This is a genomic window from Flavobacteriales bacterium, assembly GCA_016716605.1.
GTDB lineage: Bacteria > Bacteroidota > Bacteroidia > Flavobacteriales_F > PHOS-HE28 > PHOS-HE28.
The window spans coordinates 104,628-124,309 of record JADJWA010000002.1 but is presented as its reverse complement, the minus strand read 5'-3'; the positions used below and the strand labels follow the sequence as shown (position 1 = coordinate 124,309).

Below are 19,682 nucleotides of genomic sequence, written 5' to 3'. Positions count from 1 at the left end.
CGATTGCGTTATTTCGCCGCACCAAGCCACAGCCCCCATGCGCCACCTCATCACCGCCATCCTCTTCCTCTTCACCTGCGTGCATGCCAGCGCGCAGATCCCGTATTCGCAGACGCTGCCGAACATCCAAGGCTCGCAGCTCAACAGCTGGGTGGAGTTCACCTTCCCGAACACGACCGCGCCCACGGGCGGCGGCGCCTCGCTCGATTTCGGCTGGCTGGCTTGCTGGCAGCAGGTCTTCGGCGGAAGCAGCAAGATCTGGATCGAACTGGAGACCGGCGCGGATGCGTGGACGCAGGTCTATTACGAGACCGGCAACGTAACGGAGTGCGTCACCTTCAGCCGCACGGCTAACATCTCGAACGCCAACCTCACCAACGCGATCGCCACCGGCGCAGGCTCGGTCACCGGTCGCGTGCGCGTGCAGGATTCGTGCTATCCGGGCGTGGGCTGCTCCTCCTTCAACGACCCGGTGGTGAGCGGGCTCACCCTGGAGTACGATGCGCACGCCGCCAGCTTCACCGCCAGCGATGTGAGCTTCTGCCCCGGTGGTTCGGTGCAATTCACCGACGCCAGCCTAGGATCGCCGAGCAGCTACGTGTGGTACTTCGAGGGCGGCGTGCCCACCACGAGCACCGAGCCGGATCCGCTGGTGCTGTACCCCAACCCCGGGAGCTTCGATGTGGTGCTGAGCGTGGTGACCGCCAACGGCCCCGATGAGCTGCAGCTGAGCGATTACATCCTCGTGCACGCCCCGCCCAATGCCTCGGCCGGGCCGGACGAGGATGTGTGCATCGGGCAGACCGGGCAGCTGCAAGCCTCCGGAGGGAGCAGCTACCAATGGTCGCCCAGCACCGGGTTGAGCAACCCCGCCATCACGAACCCGGTGGTCACCGTCACCGAGACCACCACCTATACCGTGGTGGTCACCGATGCCAACGGCTGCCAGGACGACGATGCGGTGACGGTGACCGTGCATGAGCTGCCCACGGTGATCGCCTCGGCTGTGGACAGTACCCTGTGCCCCGGCGATACCGCAGCGCTCAGCGCGGTGGGCGCGCTCAACTACCAGTGGAGCCCGAACCTCTTCATCAGCGGCAATACCGGCGATGCCATCAGCGCCTGGCCGCCGAGCGATTTCACTTGGACCGTTTACGGCACCGACGCCTTCGGTTGCGCGCACGACACCACCGTGGCCATCGATGTGCTCGATGCGCCTGCCATGCCCGTGGTGACGAACCTGGGCATGACCATGAGCTCCACGCCTGCTTCAACGTACCAGTGGTACCTCGACGGCGAGCTCATCGCCGGTGCCATCGAACAGGAGTGGGCTCCGTTGGCCAACGGCAACTACAGCGTGACCATCACCGATGCGAACGGATGCCAGAGCACGAGCGCGCCCGTGTACTTCGGCACGGTGGGCGTAGCCGATGCCGTGGCCATGGGCCTGCGTGTCTATCCGCAACCAGCCGATGAGACCATTACGGTTACCGGGGTGTCGGCCAGCACGGACGTGCGGCTGCTCGATGCCATGGGCCGCGTGGCCTTGGCCAAGCGCTCCGGTTCCAACGGATCGCTCACCCTCGATGTGCGTGCCCTGGCGCCGGGCGGCTATGTGCTGGAGCTGGGCAGCGGTGCTGCGGCGAAGCGGATCGCCGTGGTGGTGGAGTGATCCGGCCAGCATCGCGGTATCCCATCGTCTGCAGTCACTGCTGCAAAGGCTTGAGTCGGATCGCCTGCTTCGGTTGAACCACCTACGTGGCCATGGAACCGCATCGCCGTACGTTCGATCCCGTGCCCCCTCAAGCCCCCCGCCTGTTCACGGTGCTCTGCTTGCTCACCATCCTGGGCAACATCTTCCTCATCGTCACCAACCTGTTCAAGGCCGGCATGCTGTACACGGGCATCGAGAACGGGGGCGTGGGCACCGGCGCCGTGGTGCCCCTCCAGATCCTGATGCTGGCCGTGATCCTCTCCTGCGCAGGGGCCGCGATCGGCGCCGCCTTCATGCTGCTGGGCAGGCGGCTCGGCCTCCGCATCTACGTGGCATCGAACATCGTGCACCTCCTCGCCACGGTGTGCGTCATGCTGCTTTGGCTCATGACCGTGTATCTGTCCTTCATGGCGGTGCTGCTGTTCTTCTACTGCTTCATCCCGGCGGGCTTCCTGGTGTATTTCCGCAGGAATAGGGCGTGGCTGAAGTGATGCCTGCTTAGGGCTCCCGAAACGCTTCCTTCTGCCCGCAGCTACTTGTCCTGCTCCTGTGGAACCGCGATCCGAAGTTGCCGTTCTTGTTGTGCTTGAACTTGCCTTCCACGGGTCGCTGTTTTGCGCAGACCCATTTCAGGACGAGTCACACTGCGGAGGTTCCTCCTAGAGATGGCGCTCGCCGGAATGCCTGCTGAGGCTTAGAATGCCGAGCCGAATCGACGAATGCGCGAGCGGTGGATGGTGACCTACTGCTGTATCAGACAAGGCCATTTCCGCGATCAACTGCTTGTGCGGCGCAGCACGATCCTCTTCAGCTCGGGGATATGCTTCTGGAGGATCGGCCAGACGAATTGGTCGTCGATGCTGTCGTAGGAATGGATGAGCCGGTTCCGGAACTGGACAATGCGATCGGCCTCCGGTATCGGATGCACAGGATCCAGCTTACGGATCTGGTTCACTGCTTCGCCGATGATGCCCAGCTGCCGTTCCACCGCGCTCTTCACCATCGCGTGCTTGGTGTATGCCTCGAACCCATCGATCCGGCCTTGTGCCAGGAAGGCCTCGATCAGCTTGACCGCCCGCAGGATGTCAGCATAGCAGCCTTCCAGTCGCTCCATCGTAGATGAGTTGCTTGGAACGGTCGATGGCGCGCTTCTTCACCGGGTTCTGCAAGGAGGAGGGTGTGAGCAGGTCCACCTTGCGGTGGAAGAACACTTCCATGCTGTCCCAGAAGGACCAGAGCCGTTCGCCGGTCTCCACTGGATCGCCGCCTTGCACCTCCACCAGCAGGTCCACGTCGCTGTCGTCGCGGAAAGGTCCATCCACCGCCGAGCCGAAGGCATAGAGTTCTTTCACCTTGTGTGCGCGGCACAGGCTTATGAACTGCTGGCGGTGGCCATTGATCAGATCGGCAAGCATGCAACAAAGGTATCGGGCGGGCATGCTCAGAACGAGAGCCGTTAGAGCGCCTTGGGATCACCGATCCGTTGCACAGAGGCCTGGCTGGTTGCCACGGATCACCGCTTCCACGATCCGCACCAACGCCCTCAGAAGAGCCTGCAACCCACCACGCAACTGAACACGATGTTCGTGTCAACGATGTCCCGGGTCAAGATGTCCTTGAGCCGGTTGGCACATGTGCGTTCGCACCTGCGCGCAGCGCCCCGCTGTTCAAAACTCGCCGCCGCGCAGCCGCTCCCGCGTTGTTCTTTCTGGGCCTCGACTTTGACGCGAATGCCGTCGCTGCCCAGCACCCCCTGCCCGGTGAATGGCCTGGTGCCCTGGTCACAGGGCGTGTGGCCCATCGTATGGCGCGCACCGCACCCGGTGCTTCATTGGGTGTACACCATACACGCCAAGCCGCCCAACGAGCCGCTGCAGATCCACTGGAATGTGAGCCAGGCCGATATCGTGCGCGCCATGCTGGCCCACGCCGCGTTCAGCACCGGCGCCTATGTGCAGCTCGGCCCCATGGTGCGCCGACGCATCGTGCAGCGCAAGTGGAGCTTCGAGCGCGGCTGCTTCTTCTACCGCATCGAGGGCAGCAGGCCCGGCAGGGAATGGAGCGTGAGCGAAGAGGAGCTGAAGGAAAGGATGAAGGGGTGAGGGGGGCTGCATAGGCGCACCGCGCAATGGGCCGCCGCTTCCCCCTCTCCTGCGGAATTGCGATCCGTGGTCTTCTCTTTCGGCATCCGCCTCCGGGTTATTCCAAAGGAACGCCGGGACCAATAAGAAAGGAGAGCCTGCGCGGGCTTAAGGCGCACATGCGCGGTGGGGCGGGTCCTTCACGACCGCGATCACACGCGTGGTGGGCGCAGAAGCCCTCACGGTCGACCTACTTCACCAGCATGAACTTCATATCGCTCGCCGCTTTGATGTGGTGATCGACGCCCATGGGTAGCAGGATGTACTCACCGGCTGCCACCTGGTGCACCACGTCCTTGATGGTCACGGTGGCCTCCCCATCAAGCACCGTGAAGAGCGCATCCGCAGGTGAGGAATGCGGCGGAACATCCTGACCTGCTTTCAGCGCGAACACCATCGCCTTGGCGTTCCCGTTGTTCAGCACCAAGGTGTTCTGGAACTTGGCCGCATCGTAGGCGGCGGCGTCCGCAAGGCGCGCAGCAGGGTCTTGGGCGTTGGTGTGCATGGCGGCGGTGATGGCAATAGCAATGAGGACGGTTCTCATGAAAGGGGGTCTTTGTTACGCAGGAAGTAAAGGCCCAAGAGCACCACGGCGAGCACGATGAGCACGGCGCCGAGGAGCACGAAGATGGGCGAGGCATGCAGGTAGATCTCCAGCAGGATGCCCACCGGCATCAACATGCCCAGGAGCGCCAGCCATGCAATGGTGCGGTGCTGCTTGGCGGGCATGGCGCTGCGCAGGAGCAGGAAACCGATCACGATGTTGAGGAAGGCGAACAGGTTGCCGTGCACATGGGCCAGGCGTGCTTCGAAGTGCGGGCCGTTCCCATCGCTCGCGATCCACGCTTCCTTGTCCGGCGAAAAATCGCGCAGGTAAATGAGCAGGAAACCATAGACCATGAAGAGGCCCATGAAGAGGAAACCGAACGCGATGTTGTGCCTGCCGCTCATGTTGAGGAGATATCGGACACGAATGTCCGCGTAATGGTCTGGGCATTGCGTGAGGATCGTCACCTCCCCTCAACGATCAGCTTCTCCTTTGTCAGCGAAGCAGCCTGCCTTTGGCCAGTGGTAGGTGTCGAAGGTTGGGGCGATTGGGGGGCGCCAAGCCGCTCAAATCTTCAAATAGCACGGCACCCAGGGTCCCCGAGCACGGAAGACCCTTCGAAGGCCGAAGGGCACGCGTGGTCACTCTCAGTGGACCCTGCAGTACGCCATGGCCGCAGGCTCCCCACATGCCTCAGGAGGCCCGGCGGTGGTGCAGGGCAGGCAGAGCACGAGCGTGGACGCTCGCTCGCGAATGCGGGCGCCTGCACCGCCTGCCACGGAGAGCGCCTCCTGCACTGCGGCGTACATTGTGTGATCCTGTACGCGGCACCGCATCACAGCATGATCCTCGACTTCCATCCGATCACGGTCGCGCAAGCCAGGGAGATCGCGACATGGCGGTACACCGGGCACGAGAAGCAGTTGTTCATGGACCCCTACTTCACCGCGCAGGACGGCATGGGTGCGCTGAAAGGTCCGGGTGGCTGCACCGGGTTCGCCGTATGCCATGAGCGCGCATTGGTCGGCTTGTTCGAGTTCACTTTCGTGGAACAGGTCATGTGGATCGGCATGGCGTTGCATCCGGCCCTGGTCGGCAGGGGCCATGGCATGGACCTGCTTCAGCAAGGGATCGATTTCGGCCGACGCACTTTCGCGTACACGGGGGCGTTCGTCGCGCTCGCGGTGGATGCGTCGAATGCCCCGGCGCTGAAACTCTACCAGAAAGCCGGGTTCAAGGAAGAATCCCGGTGTGGGGACACAATCAGCATGAGATTGCAGCTGACCTAGAGGCTGTCGCACGAATACCCTTTGGGCTGCGCGAGGGTCTTCCGCTCCCATGCGGCGTTGCGGAAAGCTTCAATGAGCTATAGGCCATGCTCGGTTCCCGTGCCTTGCCTGGTCGCGGATTAGCTCTCGCTCGCTGCTAGAATCATTTCTTGAGATAGACTCTGGTGTGCGCCAGCATCAGCCCGGCTCGTTCACGCCTCCGCAAAGTATCTCGTAGGGAACCCTGGAGTGGGCGCTTACAGTGCCGCAGGGTCCCCTCCTGCGTCGGGAGTCCCTGCGGAGGCTAACGCTCTCAGGGCTTCACCAGCTTCAGCACAAGGGGATCCCTCCCCTCCATCCGCAGCAGCAGCAGGTAGCTTCCTGCGGACAGATCGCCGGTCGAAAGGACAAGGCGATCGCTCGACCAAAGTTCACTGCGCAGCAACCGGCCTTGGGCATCCAGCAAGTCCACAGCGACGCGAGCTCCGCTGGATGTGCGCCGAAGCACCAGTTCATCCGCCATCGGATTCGGCCCGGCCGCGATGCCCAGCCGCTCCAGCTCCTCGATGCCCACGAATACATCGAATGTGATGGAGTTCGTGAGCGACCATGCGCCGGTGGAGGACAGCGAACGCACCGAGAGCGTATGCGGACCGGCCGCGAGCGCGTCGGTGAGCACATTCAGCAGCAGGCCATTGATCTCTGGAGCTGCGGCTGTGGCCATCGCAGTGGCATTGCCGAAGCCCGGATCCACATCGAGGAAGTACTCCACGCGCACGATGTCGCCACCGGGAGCCATGCTGCGCACCATGAAGAGCCTGCGGCTGGTGAGGCCCCAGTGGCCGGCATCATCCATCATGCGCACCCCGAGCACATGCCCGCCCGGTGCCAGTGCGCTCACATCGAGCGACAGGGGCAGCGACACTTCCGCGGCCTGCGTGAAGGTGATGGCCGTGCCATTGCCGAAGCCGGGATCCACATCGAAATAGTACTCGCCGCGCTGGAGCTCTTGCGCGGACGCAGCCGTGACCGCAGTAGCCGCAGCCACAAGGAAGGATAGCAGGCGTGCCATGGCCTCAGTCGTTGGCGCGTGAACTGATGGTGACCTGCAGCGGTGTTCCCTGGTCCGTGCTGGTGGGCGCGCTCAGCGTGAAGATGCTGGGCACCGGCGGAATGCCGCTGAGCCGGTAGGGCTCGATGCCGCCGAAGATGCCGCAATCCGCTCCTCCGGTGCCGGCACCGATGCCGGGCGATGCAGCGGCGAGCTGGTATTGCGCATCGCCCGTGCCGCCCACGAACACGGTGCTCAGGTCCACGTTGATCTGGTTGCCATTGGTGGCCGGCACGGGGTCCGCGGCGAAGATGTTGTTCGCATAGGCCGAGGTGCCCGGCGTGACGAAGGGCCCGAATACGCAGTTGCTGATGGACATGCCGCTGCCGCCGAAGAGCGCGGTGGTGCCGCTGCCCAGCCCGATGCAGTTGATCAACTCGCCGGACGTGCTGCCCCCCGTTGCGAAGTTGAACGTGCGCGCGATCGTGTTGCTGATCGTCAGATCATTGATGGTGGTTCCGCTGTAGCCCACCACGAAGCCATTCGCCACGTGGCAGCCGTTCACCACGATGCCGGTGAGGTCCAGTGAGCCCACCGGATAGGCGATCGACAGGTCCGCCCCGCCAGCCGAGAATCGGCAACGCTCGATCCGCACGAAGCTCGCCCGCACGCTTGTGGCGCCCTGCACGTCCAGGCCGCTCACCACGGCACCTTCGCTCCCCGCCTGAAAGACCAACCCGCCGGTGATGGCCGTGGCCGCCGTGGCCTGAAGGCCGGTGTTGAAATTCAGGAAGTAGCCCGGCCCGATGACCACCAAGGGCTTGATGAAGGTGCATGCACCATAGCTGCTGCCGCTGGGCTCCACATGGAGGGTATCGCCATTGGCCGCCGCATCGTGCGCGGCCTGCAAGGTGGTGAAGGGCACCGCGATGCCGGTGTTGTTCACGCGGTGGATGGTGGCGTGCGCGCTGAGCGCAGCGGCAGTGGCGAACAGGATGAGAATGGTGCGCATGGCAGGGTAGGGTGGGATGACCGAAGGTGCGGAAAAGTACCGAGAAGGCGAGGAAGGCCGGGCGGGCGGTCCAGCTTCATGGATCAGGTCCGTCGACGCGCGTGCTTGCACCTTCGGCCGCATGCAGTTGCGGCTGGCACACAGCGCGGCATAGGATTCCGTGGACGGGAGGCGCTGCTGCGGTTCGAATATTCCAATTGCGTGTAGCCACGAGTTGCAAACTCGCGGCAGCAGGGTGGCGGTTGGCCTGGGACCGCAGGGTCCACTGCGTGAGGGCCTGCGGAGGCAGTAATCGACGTCGCTGGCTTGGTGCCTGGCCTTTACACCGTTGTCCTTGATGGCGATGGGGTATTCCCTCGGGCGGCGCGGTGGGTGAAGGAGCGGTAGCGGAGCGCCAGCCACGACGAAGTTCTCACTTCAACTGCACCACTTCAACGCGCCGGTTGCGCGCCTTGTCCTCGGGGGTGTCGTTGCCGGCCACGGGTTTCGTTTCACCCCAGCCCCTTGCTTCGAGGCGATCGGCGGCGACACCGGCCTTCACCAGCTCCGCCTTCACCGCAGCGGCCCGGCCCTGCGAGAGCTTCATGTTGGCATCGTCGGCGCCATCGCCATCAGTGTGCCCTTCAACGGAAACGCGCAGCTCGGGATGTGCCTTCAGCATGGCGGCGATCTCATCGAGCACCGGTTGGCTTGCGGGCTTGATCTCCGTCTTGTTCACGTCGAAGGTGATCCCATACGTGGCGAAGCGCCCATCGGTGATCAAGCGGTCGTAAAGCGGCATGCCGCCTTCGGCCAGGCGCACGTTGCGGATCATGGCGGGGAAGCCCTGCGGCCCGCTGTGGTTCAGCGCGTTTATCTCCATCCACTTGGGCTGCTCGGTCACGTTGGGCACGTTCACCAGCCGCTCGCCGTTCAGGTAGATCTTGAGCGCGCGCTTGTTGAAGGAGAGCGCCACTTCACGCCAGCCGGGCGTGTGTCCGGTCTTCTGAGAGCGGCTGCTGTTCTCTCCCTTGTATTGGATGTAATCGATGTTCACCCGGATCTCAATGGCCGGTGTCCCTTGCAGCTTCAGGTAATAACCTTCGTTGCCCTTGTAGTGGAAGTAGGCTTCGAACTCCAGCGTGAACCATTCGGGCAGATAGCTCGCGCTCTTCATCAAAGGCTTGATCGCCGCCTGGTTGCTCGCCCATGCGATGGCCGGTGCGCCTTCGAACTCGGTCACTTCCATCGAGCCCTTCACCAGGTCCCACTTGGAGGGGAATTCACCGACCTGCTCGTTCTTCAGGCTGTCGAAGAAGATCACCCGGTCGCCGGGGGTGAAATCCATCTTACCGCTGGTTTGCGCGTTGAGGTCCGTTGCGGCGATCGCGGCGACGAAGAGCGCCAGTGTGGTGATCCGTTCCATGTGCATAGGATGGGGTTCGCATCGAAGCTAGGCGTGTTGGCCCGGAACATCAACTGCCGACGCGTCGAAGTGATGAAGGTTAACCTGGATCTCACCTGGACTCAATCTGACAGGTTGTTTGCGAAGACAACGACTTGCGCCAAAGGACTCATCCACCACTTCACTCGGCCACCACCAACGCCAATGCAATGGTCTTTCAATCAATGTCCGGGTGGCTGTAGCAGTGGTCCAGGCCTAGTTCGCTGTTCACGGTTCCTCCCGCCGTGACCTCTTACCTCCGCAGGGTCTCCCGACGAAGGAGGGGACCCTGCGGTTCGGTGGGCGCGCAGGGTCCCCTGCGGGAGACCCCCGGAGGTTCAGGGTCCACTGCGTGACGGCCTGCGAAGGCATTACCGCACAAAAGCCGATCTTGTGGCATGTGGCAGCGTCGCCTTGGCCATGCCTTGAGCCTTGGGCTCGGCGTTCTCTTCATCGGGGGCGGCATGAGCAAAGTGTTCGCGCAGCACGCTTTTCCGGGCGTGATGGGTCCGGTATGGCTGGAGGAGGAACTTGCCGAGTACGGCCTCGGGACCTATGCGGTGTTCATTGCGTACAGCGAGGCGGTGATCGGTTTCCTGCTCTTCACGCTCCTGCTGCGCACCCTCGGCGCCGTAATGCTGGTGCCCATGCTCGTGAACATGATTGCCGTCACCATCAGCCTTCACTGGCGCGGCACACCCTATGTCCTGGGCTTCTTCTTCCTGATGAACCTCGCCCTGCTGTACCTGGACCGCGCGCGCTTCGCACCGCTTCTGGGCAGGCCCTTCCCGGCCGCGCATCCGGTCCGCACGCCGCACCTGCTGCTCTGGTGCGGCGGCCTGGTGCTGTTCTGCATCAGCGCCCGGGCCTCCTTCGTTTCGGTCGCACTGGGCTATGCGCTCGCACTAGCCGGGATCGGACTGGGCTTCCTGGCGTATTACCGGCATCAACGTTCGTAGCCGAAGGCGCAGGGTAGCTTCACGATCACCTTCAGCTTGGCCTTCAGTCATCGTCATGCTCCAGTGGCAGCTCCGGCATCAAGTCCCACGCCATGCTGCCCACGTGGTAGCTGAACCACGCGTTGAAGGTCTTCCAGTCGCGCACCTTGGGCCAGCTCTCCTTTAGACCTCCGCAGGGGCTTCGGCTTCAAGACCCTGCGACTCAGCCAGGACCATCACCTTCTCCTATCCGCGAAGCAGCCTGCCTTTGGCGGGCGGTAGGTGTTGAAGGTAGAGGCCATGATTGAGCCAGGGCCACCGTCCCTCGCAAGGCCACGGGATGCGGGAGACCCTGCGCGTGTTTGAAGGCAACGCAGCCGGTGCCGCAGCACGCCGTATTGTACTGTTAGATCGGTGGACACATACCAGAAACCTGGCCAGCGAAGCGCCCCGCTACACTTGCGCGATGATCACAAGCGCCCCTACTGGCCGGTCTGAAGAGGTACGCCAGGCGGAACGGACCCTGGAACGCATCGGCCTGCATATCCGTGCGGCCGATGAGAAGATCCGGGCCCTCTTCGGTGCCAACACGCTGCTGGCCGCGGCGCTCACCTTCACCAGCCAGGTGCGCCTGCGCGCCTTGCCCTCACCTTGGGGCGAGCTGGCCGTTACCGGCACCATCCTCATGCTGCTGGCCACGGTCTGCTCCATCCTCTTGGCCATGGTGGCCCTGCTGCCCCGCACCAAGCGCACCGGCCAGCCGGGCATTACGTTCTTCGGCGACATCGCTTCCATGGGCCAGGCGGAATTCCAGGAGCGTTTCCTGGCCTCCGAGAACGAGGACCCCTTGCCCGGGCTGCTGCATCAGGTGCACATCAGCGCCCGCATCGCCCATGCCAAGCACCGCTATATGCGGCAAGCCGGCCAACTCCTCATTCTGGCCTTGGGCCTCTGGTTCGTCCTGTTGGTGTGGAACCTGATGATCCCGCAGTAGCCGCTGCCGCCTTCACCAACACGCCGGCGCGGCACGAAGGCCCTGTCGAGGGCACGTTGTTGGATACCACCACCGGCGGGCCTGCGCGCAGTTGGGGTCTATCACCTGCTCTTATCCGCGAAGCAGCGTGCGGTTGGCAGGCGGTAGGTGTTGAAGGACGGGGCGATGGTGGGGTCGCGGGGCTGCTCAAAACTAGAAATGGCAAGGCACCCTGCGGAGCGCTAGCGGAAGACCCTGCGCGTGTTCAAATCGCCGCGCTTCCAACGTTGACAATTATCATGGGGCATTTAACGCACAGCGAACCTTGGGCGCTGTGCTTTGGTGCATGGAAGTCGGCGGTGAGGTGCATTTGCTGCGCATCGTGTTGCTGGTGCTCACTGGCCTGGCGGTTTTCCTGCACGCCGTGGACCGCCTCAGCGGGACATTGGAAAGCATGGCCGGTGGCGTACTCCATGCCTGGCTGAAGCGCTACACCACGCACGTGCTCAGTGCATTGCTCGTTGGAACCGTGGTCACCATGTTGCTGGACAGTTCCTCGGCGGTGATCATCCTCACCATCGTGCTGGTGAACAGCGGCATGATGACTTTCCGCAATGCGCTCGGTGTGGTGATGGGTGCGAACATCGGTACCACGCTCAGCAGCCAGATCATCGCATTCGATATCGGGGAGTGGAGCGCGGTACCATTGCTCCTGGGCCTGGTGCTTGAGCACTTCGGAAGGGGAGCGAACTGGAAACGGATCGGTGCGGCCATCTTCGCCTTCGGCCTTCTCTTCACCGGCCTATTCCTCATGGGCTACGCGGTGGAACCGTTGAAGGAACATCCACGGTTCATCGCATGGCTGCATGGTCTGGAACATCCGCTCAAGGGCGCCGCGGTTGGTGGGCTCATCACCCTGGTCATTCAGAGCTCAAGTGCCACCGTGGCCATGGCGATCACGCTGGCAACGAAGGGTATCCTCTCCCTTCCGGCCGGTATCGCCGTAATGCTCGGCGCCGAACTGGGTACCTGCTCGGATACGCTCCTGGCCACCGTACGCTGTCGCCGCCAAGCGATCAAGGTGGGCCTCTTCCACCTTGGTTTCAACCTCGTCAGCATCATGATCGGCATCCTGCTGGTGCATCCCTTCACCGCGCTGGTGGTGTGGATCAGCGGCAACGCCGATGTGGCCCGCAGCATCGCCAATGCGCACATGCTCTTCAACATGCTCGGGGTATTGCTCTTCCTTCCGTTCACGACGCTCATCGCACGTTGGTTCGATGCGTGGTTGCCTGAACGCGTGGCAGCTGAGCCAACCGCTCTGGAAGAGGCACTGGTGTAAGGAACAACCGCAACACGCGCTCAACTGACGCACCTCATGCGCCACAGCGCCACCTGACAGGAACTTCGCGCATGCGCATCTACGTCCTGCTCGCCCATCCTGACAAGGACAGCTTCAATGGCCACTTGGCCGATGCCTATTTCGAAGGTGCCCGCGCCAAGGGACACGAAGTACGGATCCAACGGCTGGGCGACATGCACTTCGACCCCATTCTTTGGAAGGGACACAAGGTGATCCAGGAATTGGAGCCGGACCTGGTGCAAGCGCAACAGAGCATCCTGTGGTGCCAGCACTGGGTCATCGTTTATCCCATGTGGTGGGGTTCCGTGCCCGCACTGTTCAAGGGCTTTCTGGACCGCACCTTGTACGAGGGCTTTGCCTACCACTACCACACCAACGACCCCTTCTGGGACAAGCTGCTCAAAGGCCGCTCGGCCCACATCATCACCACATGCGATGCCCCTGCGATCTGGGCCTGGTGGCAGTACCGCAACAGCGACCTCAACACCGTGAAGCGTGCCGTTCTCGACTTCTGCGGGATAAGCCCCGTGAAGGTGACGCGCTTGGATAGGATGAGGTATGCCGATCCTGCCAAGCGCGCGAAGTGGATCGCCGCACTGGTCAAGGGCATCGCGGATGTACGACTTAACCTGGGTGATCGGCGCACGTTGACATCGGTCATCGACCAAGGCCACCCGACCAAGTAGCTCCGTAACGAACAGCACACTGCCATGATGCATATCCTGCTTCCTACCGACTTCAGCGAAGGATCATTGAATGCATGTGCGTATGCATTCGAGCTGTTCGGCAGCGACAGCACTGCTTACACCTTGGTGCATACCTATCTGGACCCTTTACCAGGCTATGCGGCGATGGTAGATATGAGCAGTGCGCAGTATGCCGCTGCTGTGGAGGGCCTGGCACACTTCACCGAGCGCTTGCGGAAATCGAAGGGGGGAACCCATGTAGTCGTGAACACGCAGGCCATCTATGGGGTGCTCACCTCAAGTCTCCGGTCTGTGTGTGAGGAGAGCGGCGTGGACATGATCGTTATGGGCACGCAAGGGGCTGCGGGGAGCGCAGTGTTCGGTAGTAGTGCTAGCGCCGTGGCAAGAACCAGTCTCGTTCCGGTGCTCATCGTACCCAAAGAGGCCAGCTACAAGGGCTTGCGGCATGTCCTGCTGGCCGACGACCATGTGCGCGTGGAGCCGTTCGCTCTGCGCCCGCTGGTGCAACTGGCACGCCGTTCAACCGCGAGCATCACCATTGCGCATGTTGTGCGCAAGGAGACCGATGTACCGGATGCACGGGTAATGGCAGACTACGAAGAGACCTTTGCAGGGGTCGCACACATGTTCACCTCCGTGGAAGGGAATGATGTAGCACTGGCCTTGAGCGAGGTGGCCGAACGAGAGAATATGGACCTGGTAGCGGTGCTCCATCGGCACGTGGGTTTCCTGGAGTCTCTCTTCCACGGTAGCGTGGCAAAGCACCTGGCGATGCATGCCAGTGTGCCCTTGCTGGTGCTTCAGCATTGATCCGCCTCGCGGCTGCGTGTGGCTCCGTGGCCTTTTGCCATGAGTTGGGTATCGTGCAGCATTAGGCCCTGCTTCGTATCCGCGAAGCATTCTGCCTTTGGCAGGCGGTAGGTGTTGAAGGTAGAGGCGGTGGGGGGCGCTGGGTACCATGCACCAGGATAGTTGTCACTGGGTGCAAGCGCAGGTTGTCGAAGACCCTGCTGCGGCCTAGTATTTTGAGATGCCCTCTAATAGGGCGGTGGTCCCTCGCGCAGGTTGTCATCCAGCCGCACGGCGCGCACGTGCTGTTCCATGCCGGCCAGCTTGTCACCTGCTGCGTGGAGCACTTCGCCCAAGCGCCAGGTGGCGTAAGCATGCGTGGGGTCGCTGGCCAGTAGGCTCTCGTAAGCGGTGCGCGCGGTCTTCAGGTCGCCGCTGCGCTGGATGCAACGCGCCATCAGGTAAAAGGCGGTGATGCTGTTGGGGCCGTTCTCCGCCGCGATCAGGCCCAGCGTATCCAGCACGGTGGCGCACTCGCCCATGCGCCAGCGCCGCCAGGTGCGCAGCCAGCGGGCATCGGGCGCGGGCAGGTCGTTGCGTGCTTCCACGGTTGCATCCTCCACGCGCTCCATGGGTATGGCGAAATTGAGGGCCTGCCCGCCACCATCGCTGAACCACACCGTGGGTATGCCGATGAGCGCGCCGCGCGCATCCACCAGCGCGCCACCACTGTTGCCTTCGCTCACCGGTGCGCTGAACTGGATGAGCTTCTGCGCGGTGTCCTGCCTGTTCGGTCGCAGGCCGCTCACCAGACCGTAGCTGATGGTGAGTTCCACACCGCGCGGATTGCCCAACGCATAGGCGTCCATGCCCGGGCGCAGCGCATGGCTGTATACGATGGGCAGTGCGGGCACCGCATCCCATGCCGCCTTCGGCGTGGTGCCCAGCACATTCACCACCAGCACATCGCGCGCCTTGTCCGCACAAAGGATGTTGCCCAAGTGCAGCGGCGTGTTGCCAAGCCGCGCGGTAAGCGTGCCACCGCTCTTGTACACATGGAAATTGGTCACCAGCAGGCCCTGGTCCTTCAGCACCACACCGCTGCCCCGGTACCGGTGCAGGCTATCCGTGCTTATGCTCTCCACCCAGGCCACCGCGCCGCTCACGCGCGCGTAAATGGTGCTGCCGTGGTCTTGCGCTTGCGCGTTGGGCGCAAGCAAGCCCGCGAACAAGACCGTTGCCGTGATCCTACCGTATGCCATGCCTCGCTGTGTTCAAACCTAAGCAAGGCACCGGGCCTTGCGTACCCTGCCCGGAGCGCGCTGGCAATCCGGGGCCATGGCACGCAAGGCCCAGAAGACGGGAGAATCTGCGCGGGCCGAGACTCCCGCGCCAGTGCGGGGGATGGTTCGGCTGTGATGCGGAGGCCCGGTGTTAGAGCTTCTGCACCAGTTTCACGCAGGTGTCGGCACCGTTCTGCAGGCGCAGGAGGTAGGTGCCCGCTTGCACATGGTCCATGCGGATCCGCGGCGAGCCCGTGCCGACCGACCTCTGGTGATGCACCGTGCGGCCTTGCGCATCGAACAGGGTGATGTCCATCGGTCCTTGCGCTCGCGTTTCGATGGCGAGCCGATCAACCACCGGGTTGGGCCAGACGGTCACATCGCGGAGGGAAGGACCTTCCGCGATAGCGGACGCACCGGGGAAGACAAGGTGACCCCAGGAAGAGGGAGCCAGCCGCGACGCACCGGCCGGCCACATGTTCCAACTGGTGGCCGTGTTGGTGAGCACCACCGCGATGCCGATGGTATCGCCGGGCTGCGGGGTTATCCCCAGGAGGTACCACCAGGGAATGGCGATCTCCACCATATCGGTCATGGGCGGACCTGGGCTGATGTTCGGATGGGCCGACCAGTTGTTCGGCAGGGGCGAACAATCGTCGTACACCCCATAGGCTCCTTGGTGGTGGCAACTGGTCGCTGAGACATGGTACCAGCGATCATCGCCGCTCCAAGCCGGTGTGCGATCGTGATCGATGTCCAACAGCACTTCCGGGAACAGCTGGTTGCTCTCCAGATGGCCCATGAAACCAAGGAACAAGCCCCATCCATCCACTGCGAAGGCGACCTGGCTCAGGTCGCCGCCGCCTGCTGGCACGTCCACCGTTGGGGCCTGGTCCCATTCACCGGCACTGAATTGACCATCTGCGAAGATCGATCCCCACAACGGGTGGATCACATTCTGCGCGTTCGTGGTCAGCGACAAAAGGAGGAGTGCGATGGGCAGCTTGCGCATGTTGCTGTTTTTGTTGCGAACCTATGCGCACGACCGGTGCTCTTGTGCGCGCTGCCGTCACACATCCAACCGTTCACCTTCGCGCGTTGAGGAACGGTCGACAGTGGGCGATCAAGGGTAGCGTGCGGACCGTGCATCCATGCGGATGCCCCCGAACCCGCCCCATTGCGAGCGAGCGTCCACGCTCGTGCGCTGCTCGTGTTCATGTGAAGCGCACCAACGCGAGAAACTCGAGCGCGGCGAACGGATCAGCAAGCTGGAAGCCGAACTGGCCCAGCTGCGCATGCTTGCCGCGAGAAGGATGCAGCGCAGGGTCCCCGAGGTCGGGAGAGCCTGCGGGAGGCTAGGCCACTAGTGTGCCCTGCCCACCAGGCTAGTCGGCCGCAGGGCCGGGCAGCAATGAATCGAGGAAGAGCCAATCGAGGATGAGCAGTGCGAGGAGCACTGCCGCCATGTAAGGCGCTGATTCGAGGTGGAGCAGCATGCAGACCAAGGGTGCGGCATAGCCCAGGTTCACCGCCACCCACCACCAACGTTTCATGGCTTCAGGTGTGTCGTCCTTGGCGGGTTTCCGAGACAGGATATCGGTTATTAGCCACGCTGTGCTGGCCACCAAGGCGGCGAGCATGCACCAGCTCATGACATACGGGTCCTCCAGGAAGTAGATAGCGGGGGCCCAGCAGAGCCAGGAGATATAGCCCAGGATCAAGCCCGCCTTCAGGGTGCGCTTTGCTTTCGCCGAAGCCTTGAAATCCCCACGGTCGACGGAAGCAAAGAATTCATCATCGTCGTGCATCATCTTGCCCCGGAAGAAGATCATGAACACGCCCATCAGGATCACATAGAGGGACGATGCACTCACTCCGGTTTCGAACCAGGTATGGCCACTCTCGTGATGCTGCATGGCCAGCTTGGCCAGCACGCTGAGCACGGTGGCGAGGGTGATGCTTACGGAGATGTTCTGGTAGAGCCCTATCCTGTTCATCGTGGCGGTGTTGAGCGCATTCAAGGTTAGGGTCTTTGCGTGTTCGGGCTGCGGGCTTGTAAACTCCCCCTGGTCAGGTGCCTTGTGAAACGCTCGGGATGGCTGTGCCAGCTGCCTGATGATCCCGACCTTCAACCAACCGGCATGAACCCTTCCAGAACCGACCGGGACGAGGCGCCACCGAAGAAGAGGCCTTGCATGCCGCACGGGACAGTCTGTTGCGGGTGAAGCGGAGAGGGATGCCGCTGGATGCCTCTTGGGGCCCTTGAGTTAAAGCCATTCACCGCTGTCGCGGACGCCAGGCTTGTCCGCGGCAGATGGGGTGGCTCCGGTGCTCATGGCCTTTTTCTGAAGATGTCATTCTTCAGCGCATGTCGCCGTGCGTCGCGGTCGGCCTGCTCATGCCTCGTGCCTCGTGGACTTCATACCCGCCAAGATCGCGATCGCGCACGGCATGGGCTGCCCTGTGCCCACGGACCGCCTTGCTCATGCAATGCGAGGGACGCGCCATCACGGGCGGGCAAAGCGACGCACGCGCTCGAAAGAGGGACGGCGGAGCACTGCCCCGCCGTTCCTTCAGGTCGTTGTTCGGTTCACTTCTTCTCCTCCGCGCCCGGCTCCGGCATCAGGCCCAGCTGGGTCATCATCTTCATCTCTTCCATGTAGCCCCAATGCTCAACGGCCTTGCCGTTCTCGAAGCGGATCACGTCCACGCCCATCACATCCATGGTCTTCCCAGTGGCGGGCATTTCGCCCCAGGGTCCGGTGTTCGTGCCTTTCATGCGGAAGTGAACGAAGGACATATCGCCGGTGGTGCTCATGGAAACGATGTCCTGGTGATAGTCCGGATAGGCGCCGCGCAACAGGCCCACCATGTCCTTGAGGCCTTGGATGCCGGTGGTGGTGATGGAAGGGTCCTGCTGATGATCCACGAAGTTCTCGGCGACCAGGTCGCCGATGTTGTCGAGGTTGCCGGTGTTCATGGATTCGAAAATGGCGCGCACGCCCGCCTCCCTGGCGGCCGTTTCGGCCTTGGCGGTGCTATCGGCCTTCATCATGGCCGCGTGCTCGGCGGCGGCGTGGTCGTGGCCGCCTCCGTCGCAGGAGGCGAGCAGTAGGCCGATGGCCAAGGGGGCGGATGCAAGGATCAACTGGTTGCGCATGGGTGGGAGGTTTGGGTTTGGAGCCGCAAGCTAGAATTCACGCTGGAACCGGCAAATCGACCCACGGTGCTAGGCCGATGGCCAAGGACGCCATGGCTGGTTGCGGCGTTGCGCGGTGCTCAGCGGCCGGCGCAGTGCTTCCGCTGCTCCTCCACGAAGCCCGGGCAGTCCCGGATCATCTCCAGCTTCAGGTGCTCCCGGTTCCTGCGTGCTTGCATGCGCCCGCCGAACAGGTTGATCGCACCGGGGATCCCTTCCTGCGCGCCGTAACAGCGCTCGTGCTCGGAGCCATCGATGATCACGCGCAGGCCGATGGTGCTATGCCCGGGCCAGAGGTCGAGCTTGGCGATGCAACGGTCCCACTCGGCATCGACCACGCCCGGTTGGCGGCGAAGGAAGGCCGCAAGGCTGTCGAAGGTCTGGTGGTGTGCGATGTAGGTGGTGGAAGGCGTGGTGACGGGGTGCCCCTTGCGATGGCGGTGCAATTCCCCCTTCATCCAGCGGTCGAGCGCGCGTTCGCTGCGCAAGGCCCGTGCGAAGCGACCCGTGTCCTGGGCCAGGGCAACGCACGGCAGGAGCAGGAGGATGGTCAGGAGCGGTCTCATTCGTTCAGCCAGTTCCGCCAGTCGGCGATGGCTTGCTGCACGCCGGCTTCGCTGCGATGCAGGCGCATATCACCTTCAGGCTCGGTCATGTGGTACTTCCCGGTGAAGAGGTCGAGCGTGAGCATCGCCTCGCGCAGATAGACGGAATGGATGGCAGCGTTCTCGCTTCCGTTGATGTGCATCGGCGTGGTCTCCATCACCTGCACCAGGTAACGCACCGCAGCACGGTCCTGCATCCCCAGTTTCGCCGCGCCTTCCTTGGTGGTGCACATCAATGGACGCATCCGCCGGTACTCCTGCAGTTCGCGCAGTCCGTCTATGCGCGTGTCGGCGAACCAGTGCGCGGTGGCGGCCATGGCCAGCGGGAAGCTCAGGTGCCGGCGGATGTAGGCATGCGTCCGTCTGGCATGCGGGTCCTCGCTCCAGTATTTCCGGGATAGGCGATCGAAGCAGTAGCTCGCGCTGTCGTCCTTCAGTTCCTCCTGCAGCATGCCGAGCAGTTCGCACGAGAGCGGCGCCACGGGCGGGAAATCGCGCGCGAACATCCCGGTGCTGTCGGTGAGCGTCCGCGAGATGTGCGCGGAGAAGGAGGGGGGGACGACGGTGCAGTCGTTCTGCTGCGCAACAAGCCCCGCGTTCGGCAAGGTCAATGACAGGAAGAGCGGAAGAAGCTTGCGCATGCCGGTCGGTACACTTTTCTCAGTGCGA

22 protein-coding genes are annotated in these 19,682 nt (G+C 63.0%); 9 read left to right on the top strand and 13 right to left on the bottom strand.

From position 1 onward, the window contains the following. Positions 1-37: 37 nt before the first annotated feature. Both IPM12_15520 and IPM12_15515 read left to right on the top strand, forming a co-directional pair. The gene (locus IPM12_15520; protein ID MBK9149214.1) at positions 38-1,672 is read left to right on the top strand and encodes a PKD domain-containing protein; all 1,635 of its coding nucleotides are present in this window, start codon (positions 38-40) and stop codon (positions 1,670-1,672) included. A 92-nt stretch (positions 1,673-1,764) separates the two neighbouring features. Beyond that, the gene (locus tag IPM12_15515; GenBank protein ID MBK9149213.1) at positions 1,765-2,205 is read left to right on the top strand and encodes a hypothetical protein; all 441 of its coding nucleotides are present in this window, start codon (positions 1,765-1,767) and stop codon (positions 2,203-2,205) included. Between the two features lie 284 nt (positions 2,206-2,489). Here the strand turns inward: IPM12_15515 and IPM12_15510 are convergent, their stop codons facing one another. Further along, positions 2,490-2,828, bottom strand: coding sequence for a DUF86 domain-containing protein (locus tag IPM12_15510; protein MBK9149212.1), 339 nt, complete (start codon positions 2,826-2,828; stop codon positions 2,490-2,492). Then, on the bottom strand, positions 2,800-3,129 hold the full coding sequence (locus IPM12_15505; GenBank protein MBK9149211.1) for a nucleotidyltransferase domain-containing protein: 330 nt from the start codon (positions 3,127-3,129) through the stop codon (positions 2,800-2,802). Before IPM12_15505 ends, IPM12_15510 begins: the two co-directional genes overlap by 29 nt. Positions 3,130-3,444: 315 nt before the next feature. Here IPM12_15505 and IPM12_15500 point away from each other — a divergent pair, with 315 nt between their 5' ends. After that, positions 3,445-3,816: a hypothetical protein gene (locus IPM12_15500; GenBank protein MBK9149210.1), complete on the top strand. Its 372-nt coding sequence runs from the start codon at positions 3,445-3,447 to the stop codon at positions 3,814-3,816. A 229-nt stretch (positions 3,817-4,045) separates the two neighbouring features. Here IPM12_15500 and IPM12_15495 read toward each other — a convergent pair whose 3' ends face one another. Together IPM12_15495 and IPM12_15490 are read right to left on the bottom strand one after the other, a co-directional pair. Further along, positions 4,046-4,399 carry a cupin domain-containing protein gene (locus IPM12_15495; protein ID MBK9149209.1) on the bottom strand — a complete coding sequence of 118 codons (354 nt, stop codon included), beginning with the start codon at positions 4,397-4,399 and terminating at the stop codon, positions 4,046-4,048. Continuing rightward, entirely contained in the window at positions 4,396-4,806 is a 411-nt protein-coding gene (locus tag IPM12_15490) for a hypothetical protein (GenBank protein ID MBK9149208.1), read from the bottom strand. Before IPM12_15490 ends, IPM12_15495 begins: the two co-directional genes overlap by 4 nt. A 438-nt stretch (positions 4,807-5,244) precedes the next feature. Here IPM12_15490 and IPM12_15485 point away from each other — a divergent pair, with 438 nt between their 5' ends. Next, complete coding sequence (locus IPM12_15485) at positions 5,245-5,691, top strand: GNAT family N-acetyltransferase (GenBank protein ID MBK9149207.1); 447 nt, start codon at positions 5,245-5,247, stop codon at positions 5,689-5,691. Between the two features lie 292 nt (positions 5,692-5,983). Here IPM12_15485 and IPM12_15480 read toward each other — a convergent pair whose 3' ends face one another. The 3 genes from IPM12_15480 to IPM12_15470 all read right to left on the bottom strand — a co-directional run bounded on the left by IPM12_15480 (position 5,984) and on the right by IPM12_15470 (position 9,138). Further along, a complete protein-coding gene (locus IPM12_15480; GenBank protein MBK9149206.1) occupies positions 5,984-6,742 on the bottom strand; it encodes a T9SS type A sorting domain-containing protein in 759 nt (252 codons plus the stop codon). Positions 6,743-6,746: 4 nt separating this feature from the next. Next, positions 6,747-7,733, bottom strand: a complete 987-nt coding sequence (locus IPM12_15475; GenBank protein ID MBK9149205.1) for a hypothetical protein — start codon at positions 7,731-7,733, stop codon at positions 6,747-6,749. Positions 7,734-8,145: 412 nt separating this feature from the next. Next, positions 8,146-9,138 carry an OmpA family protein gene (locus IPM12_15470; protein ID MBK9149204.1) on the bottom strand — a complete coding sequence of 331 codons (993 nt, stop codon included), beginning with the start codon at positions 9,136-9,138 and terminating at the stop codon, positions 8,146-8,148. A gap of 416 nt (positions 9,139-9,554) precedes the next feature. Between IPM12_15470 and IPM12_15465 the strand changes: the two genes are divergently transcribed. The 5 genes from IPM12_15465 (at position 9,555) to IPM12_15445 (ending at position 13,947) form a co-directional block, all read left to right on the top strand. Next, on the top strand, positions 9,555-10,115 hold the full coding sequence (locus tag IPM12_15465) for a hypothetical protein (GenBank protein MBK9149203.1): 561 nt from the start codon (positions 9,555-9,557) through the stop codon (positions 10,113-10,115). Positions 10,116-10,560: 445 nt separating this feature from the next. Continuing rightward, positions 10,561-11,088: a hypothetical protein gene (locus IPM12_15460; protein MBK9149202.1), complete on the top strand. Its 528-nt coding sequence runs from the start codon at positions 10,561-10,563 to the stop codon at positions 11,086-11,088. A gap of 325 nt (positions 11,089-11,413) precedes the next feature. Further along, positions 11,414-12,409, top strand: a complete 996-nt coding sequence (locus tag IPM12_15455) for a Na/Pi cotransporter family protein (protein ID MBK9149201.1) — start codon at positions 11,414-11,416, stop codon at positions 12,407-12,409. Positions 12,410-12,480: 71 nt separating this feature from the next. Continuing rightward, positions 12,481-13,116 carry an NAD(P)H-dependent oxidoreductase gene (locus IPM12_15450; GenBank protein ID MBK9149200.1) on the top strand — a complete coding sequence of 212 codons (636 nt, stop codon included), beginning with the start codon at positions 12,481-12,483 and terminating at the stop codon, positions 13,114-13,116. A gap of 24 nt (positions 13,117-13,140) precedes the next feature. Continuing rightward, positions 13,141-13,947 (top strand): universal stress protein, encoded by an 807-nt coding sequence (locus IPM12_15445; GenBank protein MBK9149199.1) that lies wholly within the window; start codon positions 13,141-13,143, stop codon positions 13,945-13,947. Positions 13,948-14,174: 227 nt separating this feature from the next. On the opposite strand, the gene IPM12_15440 is transcribed toward IPM12_15445, so the two are convergent. From IPM12_15440 to IPM12_15415, 6 genes are all read right to left on the bottom strand, one after another. Then, positions 14,175-15,188, bottom strand: coding sequence for a serine protease (locus IPM12_15440; protein MBK9149198.1), 1,014 nt, complete (start codon positions 15,186-15,188; stop codon positions 14,175-14,177). A gap of 172 nt (positions 15,189-15,360) precedes the next feature. Then, on the bottom strand, positions 15,361-16,221 hold the full coding sequence (locus IPM12_15435) for a T9SS type A sorting domain-containing protein (protein ID MBK9149197.1): 861 nt from the start codon (positions 16,219-16,221) through the stop codon (positions 15,361-15,363). A 373-nt stretch (positions 16,222-16,594) separates the two neighbouring features. Then, positions 16,595-17,206, bottom strand: coding sequence for a hypothetical protein (locus IPM12_15430; GenBank protein MBK9149196.1), 612 nt, complete (start codon positions 17,204-17,206; stop codon positions 16,595-16,597). Between the two features lie 593 nt (positions 17,207-17,799). Then, complete coding sequence (locus IPM12_15425; protein MBK9149195.1) at positions 17,800-18,369, bottom strand: ester cyclase; 570 nt, start codon at positions 18,367-18,369, stop codon at positions 17,800-17,802. A 119-nt stretch (positions 18,370-18,488) separates the two neighbouring features. Next, positions 18,489-18,974 carry a hypothetical protein gene (locus tag IPM12_15420; GenBank protein MBK9149194.1) on the bottom strand — a complete coding sequence of 162 codons (486 nt, stop codon included), beginning with the start codon at positions 18,972-18,974 and terminating at the stop codon, positions 18,489-18,491. After that, complete coding sequence (locus IPM12_15415) at positions 18,971-19,654, bottom strand: hypothetical protein (protein ID MBK9149193.1); 684 nt, start codon at positions 19,652-19,654, stop codon at positions 18,971-18,973. Before IPM12_15415 ends, IPM12_15420 begins: the two co-directional genes overlap by 4 nt. Positions 19,655-19,682 lie beyond the last annotated feature (28 nt).